Below are 13,803 nucleotides of genomic sequence, written 5' to 3'. Positions count from 1 at the left end.
AACAAAGGGCGCCGTCCATGAAAATAAAGAACGTTCTGATTTCCGCCGCCATCCTCGGCGCGGCCGCGCAGGTATCTGCCGCTGACGAGGTGACGGTCATCCGCGCCGGCAAACTGGTTGACGTGGTGGCCGGCGCGGTACTCAAGGACCAGACCATCGTCATCACCGGCGAGCGCATTACGGCGGTTGGCCCAAGCGCTTCGGCCCAGGTGCCGGCCGGCGCCCGGGTGATCGACCTGTCGGCGCAGACCGTGCTGCCAGGCCTGATCGACGCCCACACTCACCTCACCGCCGACCCTTACCTGAGCGGCTACAACTCGCTGGGCGTGTCCGACACCCGCGCCGCGCTGTACGGCGTGCGCTCGGCGCGCAAGACGCTGGAAGCCGGCTTCACCACCGTGCGCAACGTCGGCGCCGGCGGCTTTGGCGATGTGGCGCTGCGCGACGCCATCAATGACGGCGACATCATCGGCCCGCGCATGCGCACCGCCGGTTACGCCATTGGCATCAAGGGCGGCCACTGCGACGAGAACCTGCTGCCGCCGGATATGAACTTCACCGGCCGTGGCGTGGCGGACGGCCCATGGGAAGCGCGCGCCAAGGTGCGCGAGATGGCCAAGTATGGCGCGGACGTGATCAAGATCTGCGCCTCGGGCGGCGTGCTGTCCAAGGGCGACGAGCCGGGCGCGCAGCAGTACACGCTGGAAGAGATGCAGGCCATCGTCAGCGAGGCGCACAAGCTGGGTCGCAAGGTGGCCGCGCACGCGCACGGCACCAGCGCGATCCACGACGCCATCATGGCCGGCGTCGATTCGATCGAACACGCCAGCCTGATCGACGATGCCGGCATCAAGCTGGCCAAAGAGCGCGGCACCTACCTGGTGATGGACATCTACGACGATGACTTCATCCTGCAGGAAGGCGCCAAGGCCGGCATGCTGCCGGAGTCGATCGAGAAGGAAAAGGCGGTGGGCCAGCTGCAGCGCGATAACTTCCGCAAGGCCTTCAAGGGTGGCGCCAAAATGGCCTTCGGCACCGACGCCGGCGTCTACCCGCACGGCGACAACGCCAGGCAGTTCTACTACATGGTCAAATACGGCATGACGTCGATGCAGGCGATTCAGGCGGCCACCATCAACGCCGCCGACCTGCTGGGCTGGAAAGACCGCGTTGGTTCCATCAGCGTGGGCAAGTACGCGGACATCATCGCCGTCAACGGCAATGCGGCGGACGATGCGACGGAGCTGACCAAGGTGTCGTTTGTCATGAAGGGCGGCGCCGTCATCCGCCAGTAGCGCAGGCGCCGGTGCTGCTGCAGTTTTAAGGCCTCTACACTAAGCGCAACCCCTGGTCACCTCCCGAAAGAGGTGAAATTGCGAATTTGTTCTGGACAAACAGTCACGTTAATGGATAATCTGACACGTTAACGGCGCAACCCGCGCCGTTTTTTGCGTTCGTCCTTTACAAATAGGAAGTTGATGGAAGCGTTTAAAAAACTAAAAATAGGTACGCAGCTGGCGTTGAGTTTCGGTACGCTGACCGCGCTGATGCTGATCATGGCGACGTTTGCGATTGTGCGCATGTCGTCGATTACCACGGCTTTTCACGACGAGCAGCGCGTGATGAGCGAGAAGCTGGAGCCGCTGTACGTGGCGCGCGAAGCGCTGGACCAAACCGGCATCGCCGCCCGCAACGCCTTTATTTTTACCGATGCTTCCGCGGCGGCCAAGGAGCTGGCCACGCTTGATGAACAGAAGGCCGTCTATCTCGCAGCGCTGGAGCAGATGACGCCTTTCTACAAGGGCAACGCCAATTTCGGCAAGGTGCGCGAAGGCCTGCTGAAGATGGCCGAGGCGCTCAAGCGTCCGCGCCAGCTGCGCGAGGCCGGCGATATGCCAGGCTATGCCGCCTTCCTCACCAATGAATGCAGCCCGCTGCGCAAGCAGATCGTGGCCGACATCACCGTGGTGCTGAAGGCCACGCAGGACGAAACCCATGCGGCCAGCGCCGGCGTCGACGCGCATGCCAACGACGCCTTCCTGTGGATCGTACTGCAGGCGGTGCTGTCGCTGGTGGTGAGCGTGCTGATTGCGTGGGTGAACACGCAATTGCTGCTCAAGCAGCTGGGCGGCGAGCCAACCTATGCCACCGCCATCGCCAACCGCATCGCCGAGGGCGACCTGTCGGTGGCGGTGCAGGTCAAGGACAACGACAAAACCAGCCTGCTGCACGCCATTGCAGCGATGCGCGAGAGCCTGTCGTCCATCGTTGGCCAGGTGCGCCAGGGCACCAACCTGATTGCCACGGCGTCTTCCGAAATCACCAGCGGCAACCGCGATCTGTCGGTGCGTACCGAGCACCAGTCGGCGTCGCTGGAGAAGGTCGCCACTGCGATGGAGGAGCTGACCGGCACCGTGCGCCAGAATGCGCATAACGCGATGCAGGCGAACACGCTGGCGGTGTCGGCCTCGGATGTGTCGGAGCAGGGCGGCCAGGTGATGGAGCAGGTGACGGTGACCATGGCGTCGATTAACGCGTCGTCGAAGAAGATCGTGGACATCATTTCGGTCATCGACGGCATCGCCTTCCAGACCAACATCCTGGCGCTGAACGCTGCCGTGGAAGCGGCGCGCGCCGGTGAGCAGGGACGCGGCTTCGCGGTGGTAGCGACCGAGGTGCGCAATCTGGCGCAGCGTTCGGCCGCCGCCGCCAAGGAGATCAAGGCGCTGATCGATGATTCGGTCGTGAAGGTGGGCGCCGGCTCCGAGCAGGTGCACAAGGCCGCCGAGACCATGCACCAGGTGGTGACCAGCGTGAAGCGGGTGACCGAGATCATGGGCGAAATCAGCGGTGCCAGCATGGAGCAGACGGCGGGCATCGAGCAGGTCAACAATGCCATCGGCGAGATGGACAGCATGACGCAGCAGAACACCGCGCTGGTGGAGCAGGCGTCGGCGGCGGCACAGGAACTGCAGGATCAGGCCACCAGCCTGGCGCACGTGGTGGACGTGTTCAAGCTGGAGTCGCACACGGCCAGCGTGACCGGGCTGCGTGGCCGGGCGGCGCGCAACAAGGCAGCGCCGCCGGCGGCGCCCCTGCCGGACGAAGAGGTGCGCCGCATCGCCAACGGCTGGCCAGGCTGACGAATCGCTTGCATGCGGCGGTTGCGTATTCCATAATTGATAAAAAATTATGGTGGCCGCATGAAGATTGGTTTGCAAACCTGGGGAAGTCACGGCGATATACGGCCCTTTGTGGCGTTGGCGGAGGGCTTGCAACAGGCTGGCCATGACGTCACGCTGCTGCTGACCTGCGTGGACAGCGGCGCCTATGAGGGCATGGTGTCGCCGTCCGGCGTGCGGACCCGGGTGATTGCGTCGCCGGTGATTTCGCTGGCGGAGGCGGAACGGATCGGCGAGGCGGCGATTGGCATGCGCAATCCGCTGACGCAGATGACGATGCTGATCGAGTCGGCCTTCCTGCCGGCCGAAGAGCCGATGTTTGCCGCCGCGCGCGAACTGGCGGCGGAGTCGGACCTGCTGGTGGGCCACTACTTCATGTATCCGCTGCAGGTGGCGGCCGCGCATGCGGGCAAGCCGTATGTCAGCGTGTTGCTGTCGCATCTGGCGATTCCCAGTACTTACAGCCATCCGGCCGGACTGCCGTTCGGGCATGGCTTCTTGTGGTGGCTGAGCCGCTGGGCCTTGCAGAAGGCGGCGGGGCGTTATCCCAATCGCTTGAGGGCGCGCCTGGGCATGCCGCCAGTGAAGGACTTCGTCAACGAGGTCTGGCTGTCGGACCGGCTGACATTGGTGGCGGTCAGTCCGCAGTTGTGCGAGCGTCAGCCGGATTGGGCGGAGTCGATACAGGTGTGCGGCTTCCTCGATATGCCGAACATGCAGATGGAAGGCCGCTTGACCGATGAGGTGGAAGCCTTCCTTGCCGCTGGCGAGGCGCCGGTCTACATGGGCTTTGGCAGCTGGACGCCACGCGATATTCTCTACCAGACCGACACCTTGCGCCTGTTCACCGAAGCGGCGCGGTTGGCCGGCTGCCGCGCCATCATCCAGAGCGCCAACGCGGCGGCGTGCGGTTTTCAATCCGATGGGCGCGTGCTGTATGTGGCGGCCTCGCCGCATCACCTGATTTTTCCGCGCTGCGCGGCGGTGGTGCATCACGGTGGCGCCGGCACCACGCAATCGGCCACGCTGGCGGGCAAGCCTTCGGTGGTGGTGGCGCACATCAACGAGCAGGAACACTGGGGCAGGGAGCTGCGCCGCATCGGCATCGCTGGTAAGCCGCTGCATCGCCGCAGCGTCACCGCCAGGCAGCTGGCCGCGCGCCTGCGCGCCATCACACCGGCCATGCGTTCGACGGCGCCACAGGTCGCGCAAGCGATGGTGCGGGAAAATGGCGTAGCCACCGCCGTGCGGCTGATCGACGCGTTGCCGCGATCATGACGGACGACGCTCCCGACTACCTGCGCTACACGGAGTCCCAGCTGCGCCAAGTGCTGCGTGACATCGACGCGCTGCGTTTTCCCGAGCGGGTGGTGCAAGCCAGCCAGCGATTGGCACACTTCGAGCTGGCGAGGAAGGCTGTGATGCCGGTAGGCGTTGATCGCAAGCTGATTTCCAGCTCACCGAGCCGCTGGCTGCTGCGAAGGCATTTCAATGTGCTGTAGGTGTTGGTTGAAGGGATCGAGTTTTATGCTGCCTCCGGTGGTCCCGATGCGCGGGAACTGCGGAATTTATTGAACCACAAACTGAAGAAGGGACGACCATGTCGCGATTCGTATTGAAATGCTTGGTGGTGATGGTGGCGGGTACGGTGTCGGCGATGGCGGCGCCGGTGGAGGAGGAACTGACGGCGCTGGTCAAGCGGCACGCCGAGGCACAAAGCACCTTCGATCAGGCCACGCTGAAAGCCATCACGGCCGAAAACTACGTGGAGATTTCGCCGGTGGGCGAGGTCGATCCGCGCGAGAAAATGCTGTCCTTCTACGCGCCGGAGCAGAAGCGCCCCGGCCCGCAAATGAAAATCGACGAGCCGCTGGTGCGCGTGTTCGGCGACAGCGCGGTCATCTACACCCGCCTGACCTTCACCATGGGCACAGACAGCGCGGCGCGCACCTTTGCAATGCGCGCCGGCTATGTGGCCCAGCACAAGGACGGCAAGTGGCTGCTGGTGTCCGCGCAGTACACCGGCATCCGGCCGCCCAAAAACTGATTACAGCAGCGACTCCGCCATGTCTTTCAGGTCATCGGCGTATTCCTGCTCCACCAGCTGCTTGCGGGCGACGCCGCTGCGGTAAGCGGCGGTGGCGATCTTTGGCGTCACACCGCTCAGCAGGCGCGGGTCCAGCAGGCCGGGGACGATGTAGTCCTTGCTGAAGCGGGCGTCGCTGCGGGCCATGTCGGCCAGCGCCACCACGCAGGCGCGCTTCATTTCCTGGTTGATGGTGGTGGCGCCCGAGTCCAGCGCCGCGCGGAACATGTAAGGGAAGCACAGCGCGTTGTTGATCTGGTTCGGGTAGTCCGAGCGGCCGGTGGCGATGATGGCGTCCGGCGCCACTTCGCGCACCAGTTCCGGACGCAGTTCCGGTTCAGGATTGGCCAGCGTGAAGACGATCGGCTGCGCCTTCATGCGCTGCACATCGGCTTGCGACAGCACGCCAGGGCCGGACACGCCGAGGAATACGTCCGCGTCTTCCATCACGTCCGACAGCGTGACGGCGCTGGTGTCCTGCGCCCACGCGGCTTTTTCGCCGTCCAGATTGCGTGCGGTGGACAGCACGCCCTTGCTGTCGCACACGTAGATGTTCTTGCGCTGCGCGCCCAGGTCCACCAGCAGTTCCAGGCAGGCGATGGCCGCCGCGCCGGCGCCGGAGCAGACGATTTTGACGGTGGCGATGTCGCGGCCGGTCATTTCGATCGCGTTCAGCATGCCGGCGCCGACCACGATGGCGGTGCCGTGCTGGTCGTCATGGAACACCGGAATCGACAGGCGCTCGCGCAGCTTGCGCTCGATGTAGAAGCACTCCGGCGCCTTGATGTCTTCCAGGTTGATGCCGCCGAAGGTCGGGTGCAGGGCGGCGATGATGTCCACCAGCTTGTCCGGATCGCTTTCGTCGATCTCGATGTCGAAGGCGTCGATGCCGGCGAATTTTTTGAACAGGACGACTTTACCCTCCATCACCGGCTTGCCCGCCAGCGCGCCGATGTTGCCCAGGCCGAGCACCGCGCTGCCGTTGGTGATGACGCCCACCAGGTTGCCCTTGGCGGTATATTCGTAGGCCTTGGCCGGCTCGCGCTTGATCTCGACGCAGGGCGCGGCCACGCCCGGCGAATACGCCAGCGCCAGGTCTTCCTGGGTGCTGACACTCTTGGTGATTTCGATGGCGATCTTGCCGGCGCTGCCGGCGCGGTGATAAGCCAGTGCCTTTTGTTCAATCGTGGTCATTTATTCTTTATTCCTTGTAAAGCGAAAAACGCCCGTACGAGCCGCGAGGGCAGGTACAGGCGCAAAACTGCTGGGGATTCAGTGATTATGGGTAGAGGCCACGAACTTCACGCGCCTGCAGCACTCGGGTGCAAGCGAGGATGAAGGTGGCGGTTCGCAGCGTGACTTTCTTGTCCTGCGCAACGGCCCATACTGCATTGAATGCATCCTGCATGATGCGGGTAAGGCGTGCATTAATTTCATCTTCCGTCCAGAAGAAGCTGGAGAAATCCTGCACCCACTCGAAGTATGACACGGTTACGCCGCCAGCGTTGGCCAGCACGTCGGGAACGATCAGCACATCCTTGTCGGTCAGGATGTCGTCCGCTTCCGGCGTGGTCGGGCCGTTGGCGCCTTCCAGGATGATTTTGGTGCGAATACGCGGCGCGTTGGCGGCGGTAATCTGCTGTTCCAGCGCGGCCGGAATCAGGATGTCCGATTCCACGTCCCAGAAAGCGTCGCGGGTTAGTTGCGCTTCGGCGCCAGGGAAGCCGGCGACGCCGCCGGTTTCCGCCACGTGCTTGTGCAGGCGAGGGATGTCCAGGCCACCCTGGTGCACGATGGTGCCGGTGTGGTCCTGCACGGCGATGACCTTGGCGCCGGCTTCCGCGAACATGGTCGCTGCCACGCCGCCGACGTTGCCGAAGCCCTGCACGGCGACGCGGGCGCCTGCAATCGCCACGCCGCGCTTGGCGGCGGCCTCGCGGCCCACCACGAACACGCCGCGGCCAGTCGCCTCGCGCCGGCCCAGCGAGCCGCCCAGCGAGATCGGTTTGCCGGTCACCACGCCGGTCGACAGGTTACCCTCGATCATGGCGTAGGAGTCCATCATCCACGCCATCACCTGTTCGTTGGTGTTGACGTCCGGCGCCGGGATATCCTTGTTAGGGCCGATAATCAGGCTGATTTCGCTGGTGTAGCGGCGGGTCAGGCGCTGCAGTTCACCACGCGACAGGGTCTTGGGATCGACACGGATGCCGCCCTTGGCGCCGCCGTATGGCACGTTGACGGCCGCGTTTTTCACGGTCATCCATGCCGACAGGGCCATCACTTCGGACAGGGTCACGTCCTGGTGGAAGCGCACGCCGCCCTTGCCCGGGCCGCGCGACATATTGTGCTGAACGCGGTAGCCTTCGTAGTGGGCGATGGTGCCGTCATCGCGCTCGATCGGCACGTCGACGGTCAGGATACGCTTGGGGCGCTTGAGGGTTTCGACCCAGCGCGACAGGCTACCGAGGTGCGGGGTGACGCGGTCGATTTGCTGCAGGTAGACACCCCACGGGCCGAGGTCTTCGGCGTTGAGGTACGAGGGCAGTGCGTGTTGTGCTGGTACAGAGGTCATGCTCAAGGCTCCCAATGAATTCGTTTGCTGAGCGCCGCTCGTGACGGCGTTCAAGTGGCTCGAATCCTACGCCTGGGCATGTGGGGCGGCCAATGCTGTATGCGCATTCGGCTATGCAAAAGATGCATAGTTATGGAAATGCCACCGTCGTTCCGGCGGAAGCGGGTCAGCGTTCGGACGAGGGAATGCTACGCTTCTTGCGGCCGCCATTCTGCTGTAGTTCGAGGAAGTCCCACAGCCGGTCGACGATCGGCTTGCCGCGCCGTTGCGCCGATGGGCGTTCGCGGTACAGGCGGATCTCCATTTCGATTTCCCAGTCCGCGGTGTCGCCATCGGCACGCGCCAGCTGCTTCTGTTTGAGCTCGCGCGTGACCGCCGATTCCGGCAGGAAGGCGATGCCGCGTCCCTCCAGCGCCATCATCTTCAGGCCCTCGGCCATGTCGGTTTCGTAATGCGGCTCCAGGTGCAGCGGCGTGCGCGCGTCGCCGAGGATCAGCTCCACCATGCGGCCCAGGTAGGCGTTGTTGGTGTAGGAGAGGAAGGGCAGCGGCGCGCGCTTGGTGCCGGGCAGCGTGAACTCGGGCACCTTGTTCTTGTCGCAGCGGGCGTAGGCGCGCAGCGATTCGTGGCCCAGCACCAGCATGTCGTAGCGGCCCGGATCGAGTTGCACCGGCTGGCGCGGATGGTGGTAGCACAGCAGCAGGTCGCAGCCGCCTTCCACCAGTTGCAGCACCGCGTCGTGGACGTTGAGCGCCATCAGGCGGCTGCGGATCGGCGCGAAGTCCTGTTCCAGGCCGGTCAGCCACTTCGGCACGAAGGTCAGCGACAGCGTGTGCGGCACCGCGAGGTCGATGCTGGTCTGGGCGGCGGCGCGCTTGGAGCGCAGCAGCTCGCGCGCGCCGTTGATCTTGGCCAGCATCTCCAGGGCCTGCTCGTAGAACACCACGCCGGCCGGCGTCAGCCGCGTGGGGTAGGAGGTGCGGTCGATCAGGTCCGTGCCCAGCCAGTTTTCCAGCGACTGGATGCGGCGCGAAAAGGCGGGCTGCGTCACGTGGCGCAGCGCCGCCGAGCGGCTGAAGTTATTGGTCTCCACCAGCGAGATGAAGTCTTCCAGCCATTTGGTTTCCATGCAAAATCCTTTACGGTGTCGTCGATACGATGCCGCGGATCGGCGTGAACAGATAGGCGCCGGCCGCGAACAGCACCAGTATGATGCCACCACCAAGGAACAATTGCGACAGCGTGACCAGCGTCAGTATCCATCCGGTGGCCGCCGCCGACAACGGCGCCAGCCCCATGAAGATGAACATGAAGATGCTCATGGCGCGGCCCATCATGTGCGGCGGCACGCGGCGCTGTATCCATGTGAAGACGTTGATCTGCATGAAGCCCGCCAGCAGGCCGAGGGTCAGCATCAGCAGGCACGCCTGCCAGACCGATTGCACGAGGCCCAACGGCGCCACCAGCAGGCCGGCCACGCCGTCCACCAGCAGGATCATGACGCCGAATTCGGCGAAGCGCAGGCGCGTGCCGAACTTCGCGGCCACGCCCATGCCCAGCAGCGTGCCGGCACCGTGCGCGCCCATCATGATGCCGAGCGTGGAGGCGCCATGCAGCTCGCTGGCCAGCACCGGAATCGCCACCTGCATCGCGCCGCCGATCAGCAGCGAGACCGTGCCCCAGTAGATGAAGCACAGGCGCAGCGGCACGTCGTCCCACACCATGCGCAGGCCGGCGCCGACGGCGCGCAGCACCGATTGCGCTGGCGCCCGCGCCGCCGATGCTCCCGCTGCTGACGCCCCCGCAGGCGCCAACTCTGTCGACGCCATGTCGGGTGATGGCGTGCGCAATCCGCGCACGTGCGACAGCGTCCATGCCGACAGCAGGAAGCTGAAGCAGTCGATGCCGAAGGCCAGCGCCAGGCCGCGCGCGTCGCTGAGCGCGCCCTTGCCGTGTCCGGCCAACGCCAGCAGGCCCGCCGCCAGCAGCGGCCCGACCAGCATCGACACCTGCCGCAATCCCATCATCATGCCGTTGGCCGCCTGCAGATGCTCGGGCGGGATGGCCTGCGGCATGATCGAGGTGCCGGAAGGGATGCTGAACGCCTGCGCCAGGCCGATCGCCAGGGCCAGCGCGTAAATCAGGTGCAGCGTCAGTTGCGGCGTCAGCGCGATGGTCAGCGACACCGTATCGGTCAGCGCCACGCTCGGCGTGCTGTCGGCGTTCAGCACCAGCAGGGCGAGCAGGGCAAGCAGCGCGGCGTTGGCGTACTTGGTCAGCATCAGCACGCGCTTTGGCGAATAGCGGTCCACCAGCGCGCCGCCGATGAGGATGAACAGCGCGCGCGGAATGCTCATCAGCGCAATCACCAGGCCCAGGGCCAGCGTGTCGCCGGTCAGCTTGAGCACCAGCCAGGGCAGGGCGATCATCGTCAGCTGGTCGCCCAGCAGCGAGATCACGCCGCCGCGCATCAGCCATTTGAAGTTGCTGTTTTGTTTGAGCGCGTTCATGAGTTGGAGGCGTTCATGCCGGCGATCAGCGCCAGCGCGTTGCTCAGGTCATCGAATTGCGACGGCGGGCAGCTGCGCAGCAAATCCTTGCAGATCTGGTCCGCCACGGTGACGGCGTTGTTCAGCAGCTCGCGGCCGGTGTCGGTGATGGCGGCGTAGGCCACGCGGGCGTCGCGCGGGTCTTGCTGGCGCTCCACCAGGCCGATTTTCTCCAGCGGCAGCAGGGTACGGGTGACGCCGGACGCGGTCAGGCCCTGGCGCTCGGCCAGGTCGACCCGGCGCAGGCGGCCGCCGGGCGCGCGGTTCAGGTAGTGCAGCAGCATGAAGTCGCTGAAGCTGATGCCGTGGTAGCCGCCCAGCACCTGGTCGAGCCGGCGCACGAGGGTGGCCTGGGCGCGCGCCAGGCGCAGGGTGAATTCAAGGCTGGGGCTGATTGGAGTGTCCATGGTTGATCTCTCGTTGAGTAATGCTTGAAATATACTTGAGTAATCAAGTAAATGCAAACACTAAATGCACAACTGCCGCTATAATGTCGGCATGAACGATACTACTCAACTCCCTCCACTGCCGGACCGTCTGTCGATCGATCCGCGCAGCAAATTCCACGTCGCCGCCGTGTTCGAACACGATGTCGGCATCCGTTTCAACGGCAACGAGCGCATGGATGTAGATGAATACTGCATCAGCGAAGGCTGGATCAAGGTCCCGGCCGGCAAGGCGCTGGACCGCTTCGGCAATCCGATGCTGATCAAGCTGAAAGGCACGGTCGAGGCGTTTTACCGTTAATCGGTCACGCGGCCACAAACAAAAAACCGCCCGGTGGGCGGTTTTTTTATTGGGCGTTGACGTTGCCGCGCAGCTTGTCGAGCATCTGCAGCGTGGCCGGCGAGAGGTTCATGATCCCGTGGTACGCACAGTATTCACAAAACGCTTCTTCCGGCGTCATCGCTGCGATACTGGCGTCGGAGTGACCGCGGCGGCGCAGGGCGCGCAGGCAGGCCGCATCCATATTTCTGGAATTCATGCACTTCTCCCAAGTTGGTTGATGGTTAGTTTCCTACTGTTAATATTATAATTTGGGATAGTGCCGTGTGGCAACTAAATTAGAATTTCTTAACAAATAGAAACAATTTACTACCTTCAACCAACATTCACCAACATTCCGGCGGTTACGCGGCTGCCTGCGGCGCCGGGGCGGCGGCACCGGGCAGGCCGCGCTGCAGGCGCCACAGCAGCGCGGCGGCGGTCAGCGCGCTGGCCACCACCACGTAGCCGACCGTGTCGAAATGCTGCAGCCGCCCGTCCGCCGCCTGGGTGACGATGTGGCCGGACACTACCGACGCCAGGCCGCCGGCCAGCTGCTGGATCGAGGCGCTGATGGCGTTGTACGAGCCGCGCTGGGTCTGCACCGGCACCGTCGACGACAGCGCCTGGAACGGGATCATGCGCGAGAAGATGCCAACGAACAGCAGCGAATTGACCAGCACCAGCATCCACAGCGGCACGCGGCCGAGATGGGTGTAGATCAGCACCATGGCGATCGACAGCGCGGTGCCAAACAGGAACACGCGGAACTTGCCGACGGCGTCCGCCGCGCGGCCGATCATCGGGCCGATGAAGATGGTGCAGACGCCAGTGACCAGGTACACGGTCGGCAGATGCTGCAGGTCGATGCCCATGTTGTTGACGATGTAGGCGCTGCTGAACGGCATCAGCATGAAGCCGCCGGTGGTCAGCAGGGCGGTGACGGCAAACGCCAGCAGGTAGCGTTTTTCGGTCACGGTATTCCATAAATGCATAAACGGGCTGTGTTCCTGCGGCTGGCCGAGGTGGGCGTCCACCGGTTGCAGCTTCCACGCCACCAGCAGGCCGCCGGCCAGGCCAAACGCCGCCATGGCGATGAATGGCACGTGCCAGTTCCACTGGTTGGACAGGTAAATGCCGGCCGGAATGCCCAGCACCTGGCTGGCGGCGAACGCGGTCTGGATCAGGCCCATCACGCGGCCGCGCATCTGCGGCGGGAACAGGTCGGTGGCGATGGCCAGCACGATGGAACCGATCACGCCGCCGAACAGGCCGGTGAACACGCGCGCGGCCAGCAGCGACCCGAAACTTTGCGCCAGCCCGCACCAGACAGTGCCGACGATGAAGCCGGTGTAGAAGAACAGCAGCAGCTTCTTGCGGTCGTAGCGGTCGGCGAAACCGGCCGTCAGCAGGCCGGAAATGCCGGCGCTGAAGGCGTAGGCCGACACCACCAGGCCGAATTGCGCCGGGCCGATGTGCAGGTCCGGCATGATCAGCGCGCCCAGCGGCGACATGATCATGAAGTCGAGGATGACGGCGAACTGCAGGAAGGCCAGCATGACCACGACGATTTTCTGGTAGCCGCTGAACGGCGGCGCGGGCGTTTTGTTCATTCGTTTTCTTTCTTTTCGGATGGACGGCAGAAGGGCGCGCGGTGCTGGAAGAACTGCTCGCGTTGTTTGAAGAATTGCGCGCGTTCCTCCGGGGTCATGGCCTGCCAGCGTTGCCAGTGCTCGCGCTTTTCATGCCAGTCGCGGTGGTGGCCGCGGAAACCGCCAAACAGGATGCGGCAGAGTAGCAGCAATCCCAGGGCCTGCCAATAGCTGACGGCATTGGCGCCGGGGAAGATGTCCGGCAGCAGCGCGTTCCACAGCCACATGACGATGGCGCCGAGCGCGGCGGCGGCGGTGAGTATCCACAAGCCTTTGATCAGCTTGAATTTCTTGTAGCTCATGTGTTCGGGGCGCATCGGGTGTGTCCTTTCATTCGTCGTACAGGGCTTGCAGGCGCTGGCGCAGGAACAGCACGGCGTAGCGCTTGCGGGCCAATAAGGTGTTGATCGGGACGCCGGTCTGGGCCGCCATCTCCTTGAAGCTGATGCCGTCCAGTTCGTGGGCGATGAAGACTTCGCGCTGGTTGGCGGGCAGGGCTTCCAGCGCCAGTTGCAGTTCTTCCAGCAGCATGGCGCGGGTGTAGGCGGCCTCGGGGCCGGCGTCGGGCGAGGGTAGCATGAGGTCGAGGCGGTAGGCGTCGTCCTCGTCGTCGCTGTTGTTGTTGAGGTCGTCGAGCGCGACCTCCTTTTTCTTGCGGAAGCGGTCGATGATCCGGTTGCGCGCCACGCGGAACAGCCAGGCGCTGACCTGTTCGATCGGCTCGGGCAGGTGGTAGGCCTGGGTGAATTCGTAGAACACGTCTTGCAGGATATCATCGGCGTCGGTCTGGTCCGCCACGCGACGCCGGATGAAGTGCCACAAGCGCGACCGCTCGCGCAACACGGTCGCGGTGATGGCCTGGTCTTGCTCGGTTGTCGTTGGTGGTGCGGTCATATTCCGGAAGACGATCCACAACTGGAAATATTGTACCGCCCGAACAGCCAGATTGAGCTGCGCCTCCAACCCCGGAGGATGGGGTCTGACCCCGTACGGG

General features: G+C 64.2%; 15 protein-coding genes. 6 read left to right on the top strand and 9 right to left on the bottom strand.

The window, feature by feature from the left end:
- The first annotated feature begins 17 nt into the window (after positions 1-17).
- The 5 genes from FHW58_RS10400 to FHW58_RS10380 all read left to right on the top strand — a co-directional run bounded on the left by FHW58_RS10400 (position 18) and on the right by FHW58_RS10380 (position 5,229).
- On the top strand, positions 18-1,295 hold the full coding sequence (locus FHW58_RS10400; RefSeq protein ID WP_179672932.1) for an amidohydrolase family protein: 1,278 nt from the start codon (positions 18-20) through the stop codon (positions 1,293-1,295).
- A 183-nt stretch (positions 1,296-1,478) separates the two neighbouring features.
- Positions 1,479-3,143, top strand: a complete 1,665-nt coding sequence (locus FHW58_RS10395; RefSeq protein ID WP_179672931.1) for a methyl-accepting chemotaxis protein — start codon at positions 1,479-1,481, stop codon at positions 3,141-3,143.
- 60 nt (positions 3,144-3,203) lie between these two features.
- Positions 3,204-4,460, top strand: a complete 1,257-nt coding sequence (locus FHW58_RS10390) for a glycosyltransferase (RefSeq protein WP_179672930.1) — start codon at positions 3,204-3,206, stop codon at positions 4,458-4,460.
- The gene (locus FHW58_RS10385; RefSeq protein WP_179672929.1) at positions 4,457-4,684 is read left to right on the top strand and encodes a hypothetical protein; all 228 of its coding nucleotides are present in this window, start codon (positions 4,457-4,459) and stop codon (positions 4,682-4,684) included. The genes FHW58_RS10390 and FHW58_RS10385 overlap by 4 nt, the downstream gene beginning before the upstream one ends.
- A gap of 98 nt (positions 4,685-4,782) precedes the next feature.
- On the top strand, positions 4,783-5,229 hold the full coding sequence (locus FHW58_RS10380; protein WP_179672928.1) for a nuclear transport factor 2 family protein: 447 nt from the start codon (positions 4,783-4,785) through the stop codon (positions 5,227-5,229).
- Here the strand turns inward: FHW58_RS10380 and FHW58_RS10375 are convergent, their stop codons facing one another.
- The 5 genes from FHW58_RS10375 to FHW58_RS10355 form a co-directional block, all read right to left on the bottom strand.
- Positions 5,230-6,462: a malic enzyme-like NAD(P)-binding protein gene (locus FHW58_RS10375; RefSeq protein ID WP_179672927.1), complete on the bottom strand. Its 1,233-nt coding sequence runs from the start codon at positions 6,460-6,462 to the stop codon at positions 5,230-5,232. It lies immediately after the preceding gene.
- 85 nt (positions 6,463-6,547) lie between these two features.
- Positions 6,548-7,843, bottom strand: a complete 1,296-nt coding sequence (locus FHW58_RS10370; protein WP_179672926.1) for a Glu/Leu/Phe/Val dehydrogenase — start codon at positions 7,841-7,843, stop codon at positions 6,548-6,550.
- Between the two features lie 166 nt (positions 7,844-8,009).
- Entirely contained in the window at positions 8,010-8,972 is a 963-nt protein-coding gene (locus FHW58_RS10365; RefSeq protein WP_179672925.1) for a LysR substrate-binding domain-containing protein, read from the bottom strand.
- 10 nt (positions 8,973-8,982) lie between these two features.
- On the bottom strand, positions 8,983-10,353 hold the full coding sequence (locus FHW58_RS10360) for an MFS transporter (protein WP_179672924.1): 1,371 nt from the start codon (positions 10,351-10,353) through the stop codon (positions 8,983-8,985).
- On the bottom strand, positions 10,350-10,799 hold the full coding sequence (locus FHW58_RS10355) for a MarR family winged helix-turn-helix transcriptional regulator (protein ID WP_179672923.1): 450 nt from the start codon (positions 10,797-10,799) through the stop codon (positions 10,350-10,352). The genes FHW58_RS10360 and FHW58_RS10355 overlap by 4 nt, the downstream gene beginning before the upstream one ends.
- A gap of 91 nt (positions 10,800-10,890) precedes the next feature.
- Between FHW58_RS10355 and FHW58_RS10350 the strand changes: the two genes are divergently transcribed.
- Positions 10,891-11,139 carry a DUF3297 family protein gene (locus tag FHW58_RS10350; RefSeq protein ID WP_179672922.1) on the top strand — a complete coding sequence of 83 codons (249 nt, stop codon included), beginning with the start codon at positions 10,891-10,893 and terminating at the stop codon, positions 11,137-11,139.
- Between the two features lie 46 nt (positions 11,140-11,185).
- On the opposite strand, the gene FHW58_RS10345 is transcribed toward FHW58_RS10350, so the two are convergent.
- From FHW58_RS10345 to FHW58_RS10330, 4 genes are all read right to left on the bottom strand, one after another.
- Positions 11,186-11,377 (bottom strand): hypothetical protein, encoded by a 192-nt coding sequence (locus tag FHW58_RS10345; protein ID WP_179671058.1) that lies wholly within the window; start codon positions 11,375-11,377, stop codon positions 11,186-11,188.
- A gap of 145 nt (positions 11,378-11,522) precedes the next feature.
- Positions 11,523-12,770 (bottom strand): MFS transporter, encoded by a 1,248-nt coding sequence (locus tag FHW58_RS10340; protein WP_179672921.1) that lies wholly within the window; start codon positions 12,768-12,770, stop codon positions 11,523-11,525.
- Positions 12,767-13,126: a hypothetical protein gene (locus tag FHW58_RS10335; RefSeq protein WP_373996651.1), complete on the bottom strand. Its 360-nt coding sequence runs from the start codon at positions 13,124-13,126 to the stop codon at positions 12,767-12,769. The genes FHW58_RS10340 and FHW58_RS10335 overlap by 4 nt, the downstream gene beginning before the upstream one ends.
- Before the next feature lie 13 nt (positions 13,127-13,139).
- The gene (locus tag FHW58_RS10330; protein WP_179672920.1) at positions 13,140-13,703 is read right to left on the bottom strand and encodes an RNA polymerase sigma factor; all 564 of its coding nucleotides are present in this window, start codon (positions 13,701-13,703) and stop codon (positions 13,140-13,142) included.
- Between the last annotated feature and the right edge of the window lie 100 nt (positions 13,704-13,803).

It is taken from the genome of Duganella sp. 1224 (assembly GCF_013408245.1).
Taxonomy (GTDB): Bacteria; Pseudomonadota; Gammaproteobacteria; order Burkholderiales; family Burkholderiaceae_D; genus Rugamonas.
This window is presented reverse-complemented; position numbering and strand designations above follow the sequence as displayed.

Bases quoted from the DNA above. Each gene is read 5' to 3' on its own strand.
- FHW58_RS10375 (WP_179672927.1), bottom strand. From the start codon at position 6,462: ATGACCACGATTGAACAAAAGGCACTGGCTTATCACCGCGCCGGCAGC.
- FHW58_RS10360 (WP_179672924.1), bottom strand. From the start codon at position 10,353: ATGAACGCGCTCAAACAAAACAGCAACTTCAAATGGCTGATGCGCGGC.
- FHW58_RS10395 (WP_179672931.1), top strand. From the start codon at position 1,479: ATGGAAGCGTTTAAAAAACTAAAAATAGGTACGCAGCTGGCGTTGAGT.
- FHW58_RS10355 (WP_179672923.1), bottom strand. From the start codon at position 10,799: ATGGACACTCCAATCAGCCCCAGCCTTGAATTCACCCTGCGCCTGGCG.
- FHW58_RS10380 (WP_179672928.1), top strand. From the start codon at position 4,783: ATGTCGCGATTCGTATTGAAATGCTTGGTGGTGATGGTGGCGGGTACG.
- FHW58_RS10345 (WP_179671058.1), bottom strand. From the start codon at position 11,377: ATGAATTCCAGAAATATGGATGCGGCCTGCCTGCGCGCCCTGCGCCGC.
- FHW58_RS10340 (WP_179672921.1), bottom strand. From the start codon at position 12,770: ATGAACAAAACGCCCGCGCCGCCGTTCAGCGGCTACCAGAAAATCGTC.
- FHW58_RS10365 (WP_179672925.1), bottom strand. From the start codon at position 8,972: ATGGAAACCAAATGGCTGGAAGACTTCATCTCGCTGGTGGAGACCAAT.
- FHW58_RS10335 (WP_373996651.1), bottom strand. From the start codon at position 13,126: ATGCGCCCCGAACACATGAGCTACAAGAAATTCAAGCTGATCAAAGGC.
- FHW58_RS10390 (WP_179672930.1), top strand. From the start codon at position 3,204: ATGAAGATTGGTTTGCAAACCTGGGGAAGTCACGGCGATATACGGCCC.
- FHW58_RS10330 (WP_179672920.1), bottom strand. From the start codon at position 13,703: ATGACCGCACCACCAACGACAACCGAGCAAGACCAGGCCATCACCGCG.
- FHW58_RS10400 (WP_179672932.1), top strand. From the start codon at position 18: ATGAAAATAAAGAACGTTCTGATTTCCGCCGCCATCCTCGGCGCGGCC.
- FHW58_RS10370 (WP_179672926.1), bottom strand. From the start codon at position 7,843: ATGACCTCTGTACCAGCACAACACGCACTGCCCTCGTACCTCAACGCC.
- FHW58_RS10350 (WP_179672922.1), top strand. From the start codon at position 10,891: ATGAACGATACTACTCAACTCCCTCCACTGCCGGACCGTCTGTCGATC.
- FHW58_RS10385 (WP_179672929.1), top strand. From the start codon at position 4,457: ATGACGGACGACGCTCCCGACTACCTGCGCTACACGGAGTCCCAGCTG.